Source organism: Burkholderia sp. JP2-270 (assembly GCF_003233675.1).
Classification (GTDB): domain Bacteria; phylum Pseudomonadota; class Gammaproteobacteria; order Burkholderiales; family Burkholderiaceae; genus Burkholderia; species Burkholderia pyrrocinia_C.
The window spans coordinates 1,785,798-1,801,320 of sequence record NZ_CP029824.1 but is presented as its reverse complement, the minus strand read 5'-3'; the positions used below and the strand labels follow the sequence as shown (position 1 = coordinate 1,801,320).

The window sequence follows — 15,523 nt, the reverse complement described above, 5'->3', positions numbered from 1 at the left end:
TTCGATAGAATGCCCGGCAGATGCCTTTTTTACGGCCCCGCTTCGGGCGGGGGCACCCAGTCCAGACATGACCGATTCGACCTACGACGTAGCGCGCGTGCGCACGTACCTCCAGGGCCTGCAGGCACGCATCGCCGACGCGCTCGGCGCGCTCGACGGCACGCCGCTCGCGACCGACGCCTGGCAGCGCGGGCCGGCCGAACGCCTGCGCGGCGGCGGCTGCACGCGGATTCTCGAAGGCGGCCGCGTGTTCGAACGCGCGGGAATCGGTTTTTCCGACGTCGCGGGCGACGCGCTGCCGCCGTCGGCGAGCGCGGCGCGCCCGCAACTCGCGGGCCGCGGCTTCGAGGCGCTCGGCGTGTCGCTCGTGCTGCACCCGCGCAATCCGTACTGCCCGACCGTGCACATGAACGTGCGGATGCTGATCGCGACGAAACCGGGCGAGGATCCCGTGTTCTGGTTCGGCGGCGGCATGGATCTGACACCGGTTTACGGTTTCGAGGACGACGCGCGCCATTTCCACCGGACCTGCAAGGATGCGCTCGACCCGTTCGGGGCCGAGCTCTACCCGCGCTTCAAGAAATGGTGCGACGAGTATTTCTTCCTGAAGCATCGCAACGAGATGCGCGGCATCGGCGGGATCTTCTTCGACGATTTCTCCGAACCCGGTTTCGAACGCTCGTTTGACATGATGCAAAGCGTCGGCGATGCGTTCCTGCAGGCCTACCTGCCGATCGTCGAGCGCCGCGCCGACCTGCCGTACGGCGAGCGCGAGCGCGACTTCCAGGCCTACCGCCGCGGCCGTTACGTCGAATTCAACCTCGTGTTCGACCGTGGCACGCTGTTCGGCCTGCAAAGCGGCGGCCGGACCGAATCGATCCTGATGTCGATGCCGCCGGTCGCGAACTGGCGCTACAACTGGCAGCCCGAACCCGGAACGCCTGAAGCGCGCCTGTACAGCGACTTCATCGTGCCGCGCGACTGGGTCTGAGCCCGCGCGCCCCGCTGCCCCAAGAAAAGGACGCGTTTCTGGACACCACCGCCCGCCCCGCCCCGCTGCCGCGTCGTATCGGCTTGCTGGGCGGCACTTTCGACCCGATCCACGACGGCCATCTCGCGCTCGCGCGCCGGTTTGCCAAACTGCTCGGGCTGACCGAGCTCGTGCTGCTGCCCGCCGGGCAGCCGTACCAGAAGCGCGACGTATCGGCCGCCGGGCATCGGCTCGCGATGACGCGCGCGGCCGCGGATTCGCTCGTGCTGCCGGGCGTGACCGTGACCGTCGCCACCGACGAGATCGAGCACGCCGGCCCGACCTACACGGTCGACACGCTCGCGCGCTGGCGCGAGCGGATCGGCCCCGACGCGTCGCTGTCGCTGCTGATCGGCGCCGACCAGCTCGTGCGCCTCGACACGTGGCGCGACTGGCGCAAGCTGTTCGACTACGCGCACATCTGCGCGTCGACGCGCCCGGGCTTCGAGCTCGGCGCGGCGCCGCCGGAGGTTGCGCAGGAAATCGCCGCGCGGCAGGCCGGCGCCGACGTGCTGAAGGCCACGCCGGCCGGCCGCCTGCTGATCGACACGACCCTCGCGTTCGACATCGCCGCGACCGACATCCGCGCGCACCTGCGCGAATGCATCGCGCGCCATGCGCAAATGCCCGACGCATCGGCCGAACATGTACCGGCCGCCGTATGGGCCTATATTCTTCAACATCGCCTCTACCACACCTGATTCCATGGATATTCGCAAACTGCAGCGCGTGATCGTCGACGCCCTCGAAGACGTCAAGGCGCAAGACATCAAGGTGTTCAACACCAGCCACCTGACCGAACTGTTCGACCGCGTGGTCGTCGCATCGGGCACCTCCAACCGCCAGACCAAGGCCCTCGCGTCGAGCGTGCGCGACAAGGTCAAGGAAGCCGGCGGCGACATCGTCAGCTCCGAGGGCGAGGAAACCGGCGAATGGGTGCTCGTCGACTGCGGCGACGCCGTCGTGCACATCCTGCAGCCGGCCCTGCGCCAGTACTACAACCTCGAGGAAATCTGGGGCGACAAGCCCGTGCGGATGAAGCTCGGCGGCGACAAGGGCCAGAATGGCTTCGCAACGGCCAGCGAAAACGACGAAGACGAGGAAGAAGCAGCGCCGGCCCGCCCGGCACGCAAGACGGCCGCCCGCCGCCGCTAAGTCTTTACGAATCGTCCCGATGAAGCTTTTCATCCTCGCGGTCGGCCACAAGATGCCGGGCTGGATCGCATCCGGCTTCGACGAATACACGAAGCGGATGCCGCCCGAGCTGCGGATCGAGCTGCGCGAGATCAAGCCCGAACTGCGTTCTGGCGGCCGCAGCGCCGAAAGCGTGATGGCCGCCGAGCGGCAGAAAATCGAGGCCGCGCTACCGAAGGGCGCACGCCTCGTCGCGCTCGACGAGCGCGGCCGCGACTGGACCACGATGCAGCTCGCGCAGGCGCTGCCCGGCTGGCAGCAGGACGGCCGCGACGTCGCGTTCGTGATCGGCGGCGCCGACGGGCTCGATCCGGAACTGAAAGCGCGCGCCGACGTGCTGCTGCGCATCTCGAGCATGACGCTGCCGCACGGGATGGTGCGCGTGCTGCTCGCCGAACAGCTTTACCGGGCGTGGAGCATCACGCAGAATCACCCCTACCACCGCGCATGACGTGTCGTCCTCGAGACGCGCGCCGCGCGCGCTCACCGAGATAACGACACCATGCCGTCCAGCACGTCCCCCGCGCTTTTCCCGATCCTTTACCTCGCTTCGCAAAGCCCGCGCCGCCAGGAGCTGCTGCTGCAGATCGGCGTACGCTTCGAGCTGCTGCTGCCGCGTCCCGACGAAGACGCCGAGGCGCTCGAAGCCGAACTGCCCGGCGAAGCCGCCGATGCGTACGTGCGGCGCGTGACCGTCGCGAAGGCCGAAGCCGCGCGCGCGCGCCTCGTCGCGAGCGGCAAGCCGGCCGCGCCGGTGCTGGTTGCCGATACGACCGTCACGATCGACGGCGCGATCCTCGGCAAGCCGGCCGACGCAGATGACGCGCTCGCGATGCTGATGCGCCTCGCGGGCCGCGAACACGCGGTGCTGACCGCCGTCGCCGTGATCGACGCGCGCGGCGAACTGCTGCCGCCCGCGCTGTCGCGTTCGTCGGTGCGCTTCGCGGCGGCATCGCGCGACGCATACGCGCGCTACGTCGAAACGGGCGAGCCGTTCGGCAAGGCCGGCGCGTACGCGATCCAGGGGCGCGCGGCCGAATTCATCGAGCGGATCGACGGCTCCCATTCGGGTATCATGGGTCTGCCCCTTTTTGAGACCGCGGCGCTGTTGCGCGCCGCGCGTGTCGCCTTCTGAATCCCACCATGAACGAAGAAATCCTGATCAACCTCACGCCGCAGGAAACGCGGGTCGCACTCGTCCAGCAAGGCGCGGTGCAGGAGCTTCACGTCGAGCGCACGCTGTCGCGCGGGCGGGTCGGCAACATCTATCTCGGCAAGGTCGTGCGCGTGCTGCCCGGCATGCAGTCCGCGTTCATCGACATCGGCCTCGAGCGCGCGGCGTTCCTGCACGTCGCCGACATCTGGCATCCACGCCTCGCGGGCGAGCCGCAATCGAGCGCGTCGCACCAGCCGATCGAGAAGACCGTGTTCGAGGGCCAGACGCTGATGGTCCAGGTGATCAAGGATCCGATCGGCACGAAGGGCGCGCGGCTGTCGACGCAGGTCAGCATCGCGGGCCGCACGCTCGTCTACCTGCCGCAGGAGCCGCATATCGGCATCTCGCAGAAGATCGAGAGCGAGGCCGAGCGCGAAGCCGTGCGCGCGCGCCTGACGGCCGTGATCCCGCCTGACGAGAAAGGCGGCTACATCGTGCGCACGATCGCCGAGGATGCAACCTCCGACGAGCTCGCCGGCGACGTTGCCTACCTGCGCAAGACGTGGGCGACGATCGTCGCGCAGGCGCAGCGGCTGCCGGCGACGAGCCTGCTGTACCAGGATCTCGATCTCGCGCAGCGCGTGCTGCGCGATTTCGCGAACGACGACACGACGCGCATCCAGGTCGATTCGCGCGAGACATACCAGCGCCTCGCGGAATTCGCGTCCGAATTCACGCCAGCCGTGAGCCCGAAGCTGCACCACTATACGGGCGAGCGTCCACTGTTCGACCTGTACAACATCGAGACGGAGATCCAGCGCGCGCTGTCGCGCCGCGTCGACCTGAAGTCGGGCGGCTACCTGATGATCGACCAGACCGAGGCGATGACGACGATCGACGTGAACACCGGCGGCTATGTCGGCGCGCGCAACTTCGACGACACGATCTTCAAGACCAACCTCGAGGCCGCACACACGATCGCGCGGCAGCTGCGGCTGCGCAACCTCGGCGGGATCATCATCATCGACTTCATCGACATGGAGAACGCCGAGCATCGCGACGCGGTGCTGTCCGAGCTGAAGAAGGCGCTGTCGCGCGACCGCACGCGCGTGACGGTCAACACGTTCTCGCAGCTCGGGCTCGTCGAGATGACGCGCAAGCGCACGCGCGAATCGCTCGCGCACGTGCTGTGCGAGCCTTGCCCGACCTGCCAGGGCAAGGGCCAGGTGAAGACGCCGCGCACCGTGTGCTACGACATCCTGCGCGAGATCCTGCGCGAATCGCGGCAGTTCAATCCGCGCGAATTCCGCGTGATCGCCGCGCAGCAGGTGATCGATCTGTTCCTCGACGAGGAGTCGCAGCATCTCGCGATGCTGATCGACTTCATCGGCAAGCCGGTGTCGCTGCAGGTCGAATCGAACCTGAGCCAGGAGCAGTACGATATCGTGCTGATGTAACGTTCCGCCCATCCGCCGCCGGCATCGCCGCGCGGCGCTTCGATGCGGCGCCCGGGCCGCTCGCGCATCCCGCGCCGGCGCCCGCCGCCGCCCTTTCCCTTACCCTTTTCGTATTCATCACGCACCATGAGCCAAGGCCACAACCGCCGCCAGCGCAAGAAACTCCACATCGGCGAATTCCAGGAACTCGCGTTCAACGCGACCGCGCACTACCGCAACGAGATGACCGACCTCGAACGCGGCGAGCTGATCGACGCGTTCATCGACTTCGTCGAAGCGAACGGGCTGCTGACCGTCGCGTCCGCGGACGAAGGCATCGGCGCCTATGTGATCTCCGGCGCACCGCGCGGCACGACGACCGACGCCGATCGCGAGATCGTGCGCGGCTGGCTGGCCGCACGGCCGGAACTGACCGACGTCAAGGTCAGCGAATTCACCGACGCGTGGTATCCGGACGCCTGATCTTCCGGTTTCTCCCTACATCTGGCAGCGCCCGAGCCTGCCCGCCGTGAAGGCGGGCCAGGCCGGCACCTGCGCCCCGCACCCCACTTCCATCCCCGTCGCCCGACACCCGCGCGACCGGCACCGACTCACGCGATTCGCAACGCGTCGACCGCGACTCCCCCCTAATCAAGCGCCGCAGCCTCGACGTCGCCCGTCGTTCGGCCTCCCCCGCCCGCCTCCGATCCCTTCCTTTTCCCGACAGTCCGCCTCCAATCGGCCATCGAAATCGGTCCTGAAAGCAAGACACGTTAAACTCTCACCTCGCGTGGTGCGCCGCCCGCACCCGCCATCCATCGCCAGCCGCGTGCCCTCGGGCCGCCCCCGACCCATGGAGTGAGTGTCAATGAGCGGCGGACTTCCGTTTCCCGCATCCCGCAAGTCGTTTCCGTCGTCGACGGTCTTCCTGATTCTCGCCGCCGCCGTGCTGCTGTCCGGCTGCGGGCTGCTGCCGACCCAGAATCCGCCCGCGCCGATCAGCGAGGCGCTCGTCGAGCCGGTCGAGGAAACCGCCGGCGAGCCGCTGACGATGCCGCCCGTGCCGGCGCCGACGCAGCCGGAAGAACCGGAAGCGCCGAAAAAGCCGCACCGCGAGGTAACTCGGCCGAAGCCGGTGCAGCGCCCCGAATCGCCGACGCCGCCGCCTCCGCCACCCGCGCCGCTCGTCGCGACGCGCACGCTCGACCGCACCCAGATCCATGCGCTGCTCGACAGCGAAGTCGCGCGCCGCAACGGCAAGGTGATCGGCCGCGCGGTCGACATGGTCACCGACGCGAGCGGCAAACCGCGCGAGATGATCGTCAACCTGCAAGGCTTCATGGGCGTCGGCGACCGCAAGGTCATCTTCCCGTGGAACGTGTTCCGCTTCACGCCGGGCGGCAAACAGGAGCCGATCGTGCTCGACGTGCCGTCGGGCGACCTGCCGCCGGCCGCGCGGCCGAAGGCCGTGCCGCTGTCGGGCTCCGCAGCGGCATCGCCCGCGACGCGGCTGCCGATGCTCGACAGCGACGTCGAGCGCCCGAACGGCACGAAGATCGGCCGCATCGTCGACGTGCTGATCGACCGCGCCGCGCAGCCGCAGGCTGTCGTGCTCGACCTCGGCGGGCTCGTCAATACCGACCGCCGCTCGATCGCCGCGAACTGGGCCGCGCTGCGCTTCGTCACGCGCGACAAGGCGCTGCATCCGCAGCTCGACCTGAACGACGCGCAGATCAAGGCGTCGCCGCCCTACGCGGCCGACAAGCCGATCGTCGCAGTCTCGCCGCCCCCTGCCGCCCCCGCGCCGGCTTCGTCTGCGAGTGCCACCCGATGACGATCAAGCATTCCGTCAGCGTTCGCAGTCTGCGGTCCCTCGACTGGCTCAACTTTTTCGTTGCAAACGTTCAAACCGGGTTCGGTCCGTTCATCGCGTCCTACCTCGCGTCGCACAAGTGGACGCAGGGCGAGATCGGCATGGTGCTGTCGATCGGCACGATCAGCGCGATGGTCAGCCAGGTGCCGGGCGGCGCGGCCGTCGATGCGCTGAAGAACAAGAAAGGCGCGGCCGCGTGGGCGATCGCGGCCATCATCCTGTCCGCGGTGCTGCTCGCGTCGAGCCCGACGATCGTGCCGGTGATCGCCGCCGAGGTGTTCCACGGGTTCGCGAGCTGCATGCTCGTGCCGGCAATGGCCGCGATCTCGTTCTCGCTCGTCGGCCGCGCCGACCTCGGCGACCGGCTCGGCCGCAACGCGCGCTGGGCGTCGATCGGCAGCGCGGTCGCGGCGGGCCTGATGGGGCTCACCGGTGAATACTTCTCCGCACGCGCGGTGTTCTGGCTGACCGCAGTGCTGGCGCTGCCCGCGCTGTTCGCGCTCGCGATGATCCAGCCGACGCACGAGGTGATTCCGCAGTCGTCGAAGCCCGACGACCACGGCGATCACGATGAAGCCGGTGATCGCGAAACGCTGCTCGAACTGCTGCGCGACCGCCGGATGCTGATCTTCGCGGCGTGCGTCGTGCTGTTCCACCTGTCGAACGCGGCGATGCTGAACCTCGCGGCCGGCGAAGTCACGGCCGGGATGGGCGAGAACGTGCAGCTCGTGATCGCCGCGTGCATCATCGTGCCGCAGGCGATCGTCGCGATGCTGTCGCCGTGGGTCGGCCGCTCCGCGCAACGCTGGGGGCGCCGGCCGATCCTGCTGCTCGGCTTCTCCGCGCTGCCGGTGCGCGCGCTGCTGTTCGCCGGCGTGAGCAGCCCGTACCTGCTCGTGCCCGTGCAGATGCTCGACGGCATCAGCGCAGCCGTGTTCGGCGTGATGCTGCCGCTGATCGCGGCCGACGTCGCGGGCGGCAAGGGCCGCTATAACCTGTGTATCGGGCTCTTCGGGCTCGCGGCCGGGATCGGCGCGACGCTCAGCACGGCCGCGGCCGGCTACGTCGCCGATCACTTCGGCAACACGGTCAGCTTCTTCGGGCTCGCGGGCGCGGGTGCGCTCGCGGTGCTGCTGGTCTGGCTCGTGATGCCCGAAACGCGCGTCGAGAACGGCGATGCTGCGGCCGACGAGACAGCCGCAGCATCACCCGAACAGGCGCACTGAGAGCGGCGCGCCGCCGTTACCCGCTTCCTGGCCAACTCATGATGGATACGATCAGGACACTCAACGAAGCCCGCCAGCAGATCCAGCAGTCGGTCTTCGATCTGTTCAAGGGACTGACCTTCGGCGAGCGTTTCGTGCAAGGCGTGCTGATGGCCATCCAGGCCGTCTGCGGCGCGTGCCTCGCGTACACGATCGGACGTGCGCTGCACACCGAGCAGGCCGTGTGGGCGGCGGTCACCGCGATCGCCGTCACGCAGCACAACTACTCCGACACGATGTCGCTGTCGCGCGACCAGTTCGTCGGCGCGATGATCGGCGGCGTGCTCGGCTTCGCGGGCGCCGCGCTCGGCGGCGATCGCCTCGTCGCCTATGCACTCGCGGTCGCGCTCACGATCGTCTGCTGCTGGTGCCTGAACGTCGGCAGCGCGGCACGGCTCGGCGGCGTGACCGCGACGATCGTGCTGCTGTTTCCGGGCAACGGCCCGCTGTGGGACATTCCGCTGATGCGGCTCGGCGAGGTAACGCTCGGCACCGTGTGTGCGCTGGGCGTGTGCTGGGGGATGTCGAGAATCGAGCGGCGCTGGTTCCGCCGCGCGGCGGCAAAGTGACGCGGTTGCCGGGCGCAGGCCCGGCAACCGGCTGAACGACGGGAAACGTTACTGGCCGACCTGCAGCACGATGCCCGAACCGATCTGCACGAGCAGGTGATCGCCGCCCACGCCGACCCAGTGATAGCCGCGCGGCGGCGGGCTCAGGTGGTAGCCGCGCCAGTCGTCGATCACGTACTGGCGGTCGCGGAATTCGTCGGGCAACCGGTCGCCCTTGTGCCAGTCGCGGCGCGGCTGGTCGGCCCAGCGCGGCGGCACGTCGTCCTCGCGGTGCATCGCCTGGCCGGGCGGCATGTGCTTCGGGCCATGGCCGCGATGCATGCCGTGATTGTCGCGGTTGTCGTAGTTGCCGTGATCCTGCGCCATCGCGGCCGGCGCGGCAAAACCCGCCGCGATCAGCGCGGCCAGCATCATGCAGTGCATCTTCTTCATCGTGCCTTCCCTCCGTGTTGTCACGTCGTAGCAAACGACCGGGCCTGCCCAATGAAGACTAGCACACGGTTTGACGCGAACGGAACGCGCGTCACGCCGCCTGCTGCTGGTACTGGATCCGGTGCAGGTGCGCATAGAGGCCGCCGTGGCGCAGCAGTTCGTCGTGGCTGCCCTCTTCGACGATCTTGCCGGCCTCGAGCACGAGGATGCGATCCGCGCGCTCGATCGTCGACAGCCGATGCGCGATCACGAGCGTCGTGCGGCCTTCCATCAGCCGTTCGAGCGCGGCCTGCACGTGGCGCTCCGATTCCGAATCGAGTGCCGACGTCGCTTCGTCCAGGATCAGGATCGGCGCGTCCTTGTAGATCGCGCGCGCGATCGCGAGCCGCTGGCGCTGGCCGCCGGACAGCCGCATCCCGTTGCCGCCGACCAGCGTGTCGAGCCCGTCGGGCATCGCGGCGACCGCGTCGGCGAGGTTCGCGGCCTCGAGCGCGGCCTGCACGCGCGCGCGGTCGGGCGTCTGCCCGTATGCGACGTTCGCGGCGATCGTGTCGTTGAACAGCACGACGTCCTGGCTGACCATCGCCATCTGGCCGCGCAGCGCGTGGAGGTCGTAGTCGGCAACCGGCACGCCGTCGACCAGGATCGCGCCGTCCGTCGGATCGAAGAAGCGCGGCAGCAGGTTCACGAGCGTCGTCTTGCCGCTGCCGGACGGGCCTGCGAGCGCGATCATCTCGCCCGGCGCGACCTTGAACGAAATGCGGTCGAGCGTCGGCCGCTCGGCCGCGCCGTAGTCGAACGACACGCCGCGGAACTCGATCTCGCCGCGCGCCTGCGGCAACGGCCGGCCGCCGCCCTGCGGCTCGGCCGGCTCGTCGATCAGCCCGAAGATCAGCTCGGCGGCCGTCATCCCGCGCTGCAGCGGCTGATTGACGTCGATCAGGTGCTTGAGCGGAGAAATCACCAGCAGCATCGACGTGACGAACGCGACGAAACCGCCGACCGTCGTCTGGTCGTTGGTCGACTGCACGACCGCGATCGTGATCACGACCGCGAGCGCGATCGACGCGAGGAACTGCGTGAGCGGCTGCGCGAGACCGCCCGAGATCGTCATGCGCATCGCGTAGCCGCGCAGGCGCTTGCTCATCGACGCGAAGCGGTCCATCTCGTACGCTTCGCCGTTGTGCACCTTGACGACCTTGTAGCCGCCGACCGTCTCCTCGACGATGTACGACAGCTCGTTGGTCAGCGTCTGATGCTCGCGGTTCAGGCGGCGCAGGCGGCGGTTGATCTTGCTGACGAGCCAGCCGATGCCGGGCAGGATCACCGCGACGATCAGCGTGAGCCGCCAGTTCAGGTAGAACAGATAGCCGAGCAGGAAGATCACCGTCAGCGAATCGCGCACGAGCGTGACCATCACGCCCGTCAGCACCGCCAGGATCTGGTTGACCTCGAACACGATCGCGTTGATCACCGTGCTCGCGGTTTCGCGCTGGAAGAACGACGCGCCCGTGTGGAGCATCCGCTGGAACATCTCCAGCCGCAGTTGCAGCAGGATGCGGTTCGATACGTAGTTGAGCAGGTAATTCGATGCGTACTGCGATACGCCGCGCACGAGCGCGAGGCCGATCACCGCGATCGGCACGTACCATTTCGCGCGGTCGCTGCCGTGCACGCCGAAACCGTGGTCGAGGAGCGGCTTGAGCAGCGCCGGAATGCCGGCTTCGGTGGCCGCGACGACGCCCATCGTCATCACGGCGAGCACCACGATGCCGATGAGCGGCCGGATGTACGGCCACAGGCGCTTGAGGACCGTGACCGGCGAGGTGCCGGTGCCGTCCATCGGTTTGCGAAGAGTGTTCTGGGTTTCCAAGGCAATCCTTCTTGAGCCGCGATGCGGCGCCCGGCGCGTGGCCGCCCGGGATTTCGCCCCTGTCGGGCGGGTGCCGAAAAGGGCTCAACATTATAGCCGCACCGCCCCCGCCGGCACGGTCATGGCCGATGCGGGCGGCGGCCGGCCCGCGGGTATACTGCCGCTCACCGTTTTCTCCGCCTTTCCGACGATTTCATGGCTGAACCCTCCCTCGGCGTCGCCCTCATCGCCCTCAACGCGTCCGCGCGGCTCGCCCAGTGCCTCGATGCGCTGTCGTTCGCCGACGATGTCGTCGTCATCGACGGCGGCAGCACCGACGATACCGTCGCGATCGCGCAGGCGCACGGCGCGCGCGTGATCGTCGAGCGCGACTGGCCGGGCTTCGGCCCGCAGAAGAACCGCGCGCTCGACGCGCTCCGCACCGACTGGATCCTGTCGCTCGATACCGACGAAATCGTCAGCCCGGAGCTCGCGCAGTCGATCCGCGACGCAATCCGCGCGCCGGCCGCGCAAGTCTATGCGCTGGACCGGCTGTCGAGCTTCTGCGGCCAGTGGATCCATCACAGCGGCTGGTATCCGGACTGGGTGCCGCGCCTGTTCCGGCGCGGCGCCGCGCGTTTCTCGGACGATCTCGTGCATGAGCGCCTCGTGTTCGATACCGCCGCGCAGCGCCTGCCCGGCAAGCTGATGCACTACTCGTACGAGGATTTCGAAACCGTCGTGCGCAAGCTCGACGCGTATTCGACGGCCGGCGCGCGCCAGCGCCGCGCGGCCGGCCAGCGCGGCGGCTTCGGCAAGGCGCTCGCGCGCGGTGCGTGGGCGTTCGTGCGCACCTACGTGCTGCGGCGCGGGTTCCTCGACGGCCGCGCGGGCTTCATGATCGCCGTGTTCAACGCGGAGACCGTGTATTACCGCTTCCTGAAGCTCGGCCACGAACCGGCGCGCTGAGCGCCCGCCCCTGCACGCCGCCGGCAAGCGGCCGGCCCGGCGTTACAATGCCGGGCTGCCCGCGCCGCGCGTGCCCGCCCAACCGGCTGCACCGCGCGCCGCCCGCCACGACGACCACCGAATCCGACCGCCATGTTCTCCATCATCATCCCGACCTGGAACAACCTGCCGTACCTCAAGCTCGTCGTCGACAGCCTGCGCCGCCACTCCGCGTACGACCACCAGATCATCGTGCACGTGAACGACGGCTCGGACGGCACGCTCGACTGGGTGCGCAGCGAAGGGATCGAGCACACCGCGTCGCCGACCAACATCGGCATCTGCCACGCAGTGAACCTGGCCGCCGCGCGCGCGACGCGCGACTACGTCGTCTACATGAACGACGACATGTTCTGCTGCCCCGGCTGGGACGCTGCGCTCGTGCGCCGCATCGAACAGATGCCGACCGACCTCTTCATGCTGTCGGGCACGATGATCGAGCCGGTCGACACGCGCAACCCGTGCGTCGTCGTCAGTAATTTCGGCCGCGACGCCGAGCATTTCGACGCGGCGGGCCTCGTCGACGCGACCCCGCGGCTCGCGCGCGCGGACTGGCTCGGCTCGACCTGGCCGCCGACGCTCGTGCACCGCGACTGGTGGCACCGCATCGGCGGCTACAGCAGCGAGCTGTCGCCCGGCATGAGCAGCGACAACGACTTCTCGATGAAATTCTGGGATGCCGGCTGCCGGATCTTCCTCGGCGTCGGCGACAGCCTCGTCTACCACTTCCAGCAGAAGAGCACGGGCAAGATCGTCAAGAACGACGGCCGCCGCCAGTTCCTGAACAAATGGGGCATGACCCAGGCGACGTTCGACCGCTACTACCTGCATCGCGGCGAGCCGGCCGGTACGCGCATCGCGCTCGATACGCCGGCAGTCGTCGGGCGCCTGAAGCGCGCGCTGCTGCGCTCGCGGATCAAGCGCGCGTTCAGCTGATCGGGCCCCGAAAACGGCACAGAAACGCCGCCTGCTTCGCGTATACTGCGCCGTTCGTCCCGGAACTCCCGCCGGGACGCGCGGCGCGAGCACGATGTCCGCAAGCCGCATTCGTCCATTCGACAGGTTCCGATGCTTTCGTTTTCCGCTCCCGCCACGCGGCGCCTGACCGCCGCCCGTGCATTCGCCGTCGCCGCGCTCTGCATGGTGCCCGTCTCGACCGCGCTGACCAACGTCTTCTGCGCGCTGTTCGCGGCCGCGCTCGTGATCTCCCCCGAATTCTGGCGCGACCTGCGCTCGTTCGTGACCGACCCGGCTTCGCTCGCGGCGCTGCTGATCCTCGCCGCGCTGACTGCCAGCGTCGCGTACACGGTCGCGCCCCATAACAAGGCGTGGAACTGGGTCGCCAAATACGACAAGCTGCTGCTGCTGCCGTTCGCCGTGCTCGCGTTCCGTCATTCGAACTGGGCGCCGATCGTGCTGCGCTGCTGGTTCGGCACGTTGTGCGTGATCCTGCTGCTGTCGACGACCAACTATCTCGGGCTGACCGCGATCGGCCCCGCTTATGCGACCCAACTGCCGCTGTCGCGCGCGTGGGTGTTCAAGAACCACATCGCCGCCGGCATGTTCGGCGCGCTGCTGTTCTACCAGGCGGCCGATCTCGCGCTTGCCGCCCGCACGGCGCTGTCCCGCATCGCGTATGCGGGCGTCGCCGCGTGGTCGCTCGTCAACGTGTTCGTGATGCTGCAGGGACGCACGGGGCAGGTCATCGCGCTGCTGCTGATCCTCGTCGTCGCCGTGCGTTTCGTGCTGTTGCTGCGCCGGCAATCGGCGCTGCGCGCGGGGCTCGCCGCCGGCCTGCTCGTCCTGTTCGGCGTCGCGCTCGTGGTCGCCGCGTGCACGGTTCACAACGGCCGGCTCGTGAAGGTCGTGACGGAAGTGCAGCAATACCGGCAGAGCGATGCGGCCACGTCGACCGGGCTGCGCCTCGAGTGGTACAAGAAGGGGCTCGAGCTGTTTCGTCAGCGCCCGGTGATCGGTTACGGCGCGGGCGGCCTCGAGTTCGAATTCGAGAAGCTCACGGCCGGCAAGACGGCCGCCGAAGGCCAGCTCACGTCGAACCCGCATAACGAATACCTGCTGATGGCCGTGCAGCTCGGCTCGCTCGGCGTGCTGCTGTTCATCAACCTGATCGTGCAGATCGCGCGCGGCAGCCGCACGCTCGATCCGCGCTCGCAGCACTTGCTGCTCGCATGGCTCGCGATCTTCACGATCGGCAGCCTCGCGAATTCGCTACTGCTCGATTTCGCCGAAGGGCACCTGATCGTGCTGCTGGCCGGCATCCTGCTCGGTTGCGGCGCGCGCGGCGAGGCGCTGCCGCGCGAGACGTCGGCGATCCGGCGCAGCGCGTAACGCGCAACGGCATCCGCACTGCCGCCGGCAGCTTCGGCGGCAGCGGAGGCCCGCCGTCAAAGCGAGCGGGCTGCGCCGCTCGTCGCGAAACAAGCCGCCTGCAACGAAGCAAAAACGCGCGTCTCCAGCGCGTCGGTCGTCAGTCGGATCCGGCGCGATGCAGTCGCGACGTGTCGACGACGGCTCCGGGCTGATCCGGCGGATTCAGCCCGAGCATCTCGGCCGCCGCGGCTTTCACGCGCTGCGCGCCGAGATTGGCGAGGCAATCGCTGCGGCTGTCGACCTTGCGCTCGCAGCCCTCGTGCCGGCATGGCACGCAGTCACCCTCCCCCTGCAGCAGCCACACGTTCCCGTGCCGCCCCGAGCCGCGCAGCGGCCACGGATTCTCGGTCGCGGGCCAGTGCTGCGGCCACGGACCCCAGCGCACGGGGTCGGACGGGCCGAACAGCGCGATCGTGTCGGTGCCCGTCGCAGCCGCGACGTGCGTCGCGCCGGTGTCGGGCCCGATGAAGAGCCGCGCGCGCCGCACGAGCTCCGCGCTCTCGCCGAACGTGAGGCGGCCGACCAGATTCAGCACGTCGCCGCCCGCTTCGGCCGCGACCTGCTCCGCATACTCGCGCTCGCGATCGGCCGGACCGCCCGACAACGCGACCGCAAAGCCGCGCTCGCGCAGCCAGCCGATCATCTCGACCCAGCCTTCGAGCCGCCATTGCTTGTAGCGGAACATCGGATACGGATGCAGGACGACCAGCGGCTTGCCGTCGCGGATCGCCGGCGACTCCGCGAGCCATGCGTCGAAGCGCGCGCGCCGCGCGGGATCGTCGCCGATGCCGGGCGCGACGACCTCGGACACCGGCTCGATGCCGATCACGGGTGCGAGCGCGAGCGTGCTGACGACCGTATGCGCGGATTCATGGTGATTGATCGCGATCCCGTTCAGCATCATCCGCGTGAGCCACGTGACGCGGTCGGGGTCGACGAGGCCGACCCGTTTGCGGCCCGCGAACCAGCTATAGAAACGCGGCCGGTCGGAGCTCAGCGCCGCACACGCGAGATCGTAGCGGCGCCACATCGACAGCGCGTCGCGCAGCCGCTCGCGGAATCCCGCCCGCTGCGCGACGACGATCACGCGCCGCACGTCCGGATTGTGCTCGAGCACGCCCTCGGTGCCGCGAAACACCAGCATGTCGATCTGCGCATCGGGCCAGCGGGCCTTCAGCGAACGCACGAGCGGCGTCGTCAGCAGCACGTCGCCGATACGGCGCGGCGCGGCAACGAGGATGGTTCTGGGCGGGCGGGCGGAGGAAAACAGGGCCACGGCGATCGGTCTGTCTAGCTGGCTGAACAAGGCTGGCAATG

16 protein-coding genes are annotated in these 15,523 nt (G+C 68.8%); 13 read left to right on the top strand and 3 right to left on the bottom strand.

Translation table 11 applies throughout. The annotated features are described in order from the left end of the window. The first annotated feature begins 67 nt into the window (after positions 1-67). From hemF to DM992_RS08525, 10 genes are all read left to right on the top strand, one after another. Positions 68-991, top strand: a complete 924-nt coding sequence (gene hemF, locus DM992_RS08570; protein ID WP_111016451.1) for an oxygen-dependent coproporphyrinogen oxidase — start codon at positions 68-70, stop codon at positions 989-991. A 14-nt stretch (positions 992-1,005) separates the two neighbouring features. Next, a complete protein-coding gene (locus DM992_RS08565; protein WP_204356114.1) occupies positions 1,006-1,731 on the top strand; it encodes a nicotinate-nucleotide adenylyltransferase in 726 nt (241 codons plus the stop codon). A 4-nt stretch (positions 1,732-1,735) separates the two neighbouring features. Next, entirely contained in the window at positions 1,736-2,185 is a 450-nt protein-coding gene (gene rsfS, locus DM992_RS08560; protein WP_111016447.1) for a ribosome silencing factor, read from the top strand. Between the two features lie 19 nt (positions 2,186-2,204). Next, positions 2,205-2,675 (top strand): 23S rRNA (pseudouridine(1915)-N(3))-methyltransferase RlmH, encoded by a 471-nt coding sequence (gene rlmH / locus DM992_RS08555; RefSeq protein ID WP_006484265.1) that lies wholly within the window; start codon positions 2,205-2,207, stop codon positions 2,673-2,675. A gap of 51 nt (positions 2,676-2,726) precedes the next feature. Next, positions 2,727-3,359 (top strand): Maf family protein, encoded by a 633-nt coding sequence (locus DM992_RS08550; protein ID WP_111016445.1) that lies wholly within the window; start codon positions 2,727-2,729, stop codon positions 3,357-3,359. 8 nt (positions 3,360-3,367) lie between these two features. After that, complete coding sequence (gene rng, locus DM992_RS08545; protein WP_111016444.1) at positions 3,368-4,837, top strand: ribonuclease G; 1,470 nt, start codon at positions 3,368-3,370, stop codon at positions 4,835-4,837. Between the two features lie 126 nt (positions 4,838-4,963). Next, entirely contained in the window at positions 4,964-5,299 is a 336-nt protein-coding gene (locus tag DM992_RS08540; protein ID WP_034184839.1) for a 50S ribosome-binding protein YggL, read from the top strand. Between the two features lie 385 nt (positions 5,300-5,684). Then, positions 5,685-6,650, top strand: coding sequence for a PRC-barrel domain-containing protein (locus tag DM992_RS08535; protein ID WP_111016442.1), 966 nt, complete (start codon positions 5,685-5,687; stop codon positions 6,648-6,650). Then, positions 6,647-7,915: an MFS transporter gene (locus DM992_RS08530; RefSeq protein ID WP_111016440.1), complete on the top strand. Its 1,269-nt coding sequence runs from the start codon at positions 6,647-6,649 to the stop codon at positions 7,913-7,915. Before DM992_RS08535 ends, DM992_RS08530 begins: the two co-directional genes overlap by 4 nt. A gap of 41 nt (positions 7,916-7,956) precedes the next feature. Further along, on the top strand, positions 7,957-8,523 hold the full coding sequence (locus DM992_RS08525) for an FUSC family protein (protein WP_034184836.1): 567 nt from the start codon (positions 7,957-7,959) through the stop codon (positions 8,521-8,523). A 48-nt stretch (positions 8,524-8,571) separates the two neighbouring features. Here DM992_RS08525 and DM992_RS08520 read toward each other — a convergent pair whose 3' ends face one another. Together DM992_RS08520 and msbA are read right to left on the bottom strand one after the other, a co-directional pair. Further along, positions 8,572-8,955: an RcnB family protein gene (locus DM992_RS08520; RefSeq protein ID WP_111016438.1), complete on the bottom strand. Its 384-nt coding sequence runs from the start codon at positions 8,953-8,955 to the stop codon at positions 8,572-8,574. Between the two features lie 91 nt (positions 8,956-9,046). Next, the gene (gene msbA / locus DM992_RS08515) at positions 9,047-10,798 is read right to left on the bottom strand and encodes a lipid A export permease/ATP-binding protein MsbA (protein ID WP_239511330.1); all 1,752 of its coding nucleotides are present in this window, start codon (positions 10,796-10,798) and stop codon (positions 9,047-9,049) included. A gap of 225 nt (positions 10,799-11,023) precedes the next feature. On the opposite strand from msbA, the gene DM992_RS08510 reads away from it, so the two are divergent. The 3 genes from DM992_RS08510 to DM992_RS08500 all read left to right on the top strand — a co-directional run bounded on the left by DM992_RS08510 (position 11,024) and on the right by DM992_RS08500 (position 14,164). Next, entirely contained in the window at positions 11,024-11,776 is a 753-nt protein-coding gene (locus DM992_RS08510) for a glycosyltransferase family 2 protein (protein WP_111016434.1), read from the top strand. 132 nt (positions 11,777-11,908) lie between these two features. Continuing rightward, positions 11,909-12,751 carry a glycosyltransferase gene (locus tag DM992_RS08505; protein WP_111016432.1) on the top strand — a complete coding sequence of 281 codons (843 nt, stop codon included), beginning with the start codon at positions 11,909-11,911 and terminating at the stop codon, positions 12,749-12,751. Positions 12,752-12,883: 132 nt separating this feature from the next. Further along, entirely contained in the window at positions 12,884-14,164 is a 1,281-nt protein-coding gene (locus tag DM992_RS08500) for an O-antigen ligase family protein (protein WP_111016430.1), read from the top strand. Between the two features lie 139 nt (positions 14,165-14,303). On the opposite strand, the gene DM992_RS08495 is transcribed toward DM992_RS08500, so the two are convergent. Then, complete coding sequence (locus tag DM992_RS08495; protein WP_111016428.1) at positions 14,304-15,482, bottom strand: glycosyltransferase family 9 protein; 1,179 nt, start codon at positions 15,480-15,482, stop codon at positions 14,304-14,306. Positions 15,483-15,523 lie beyond the last annotated feature (41 nt).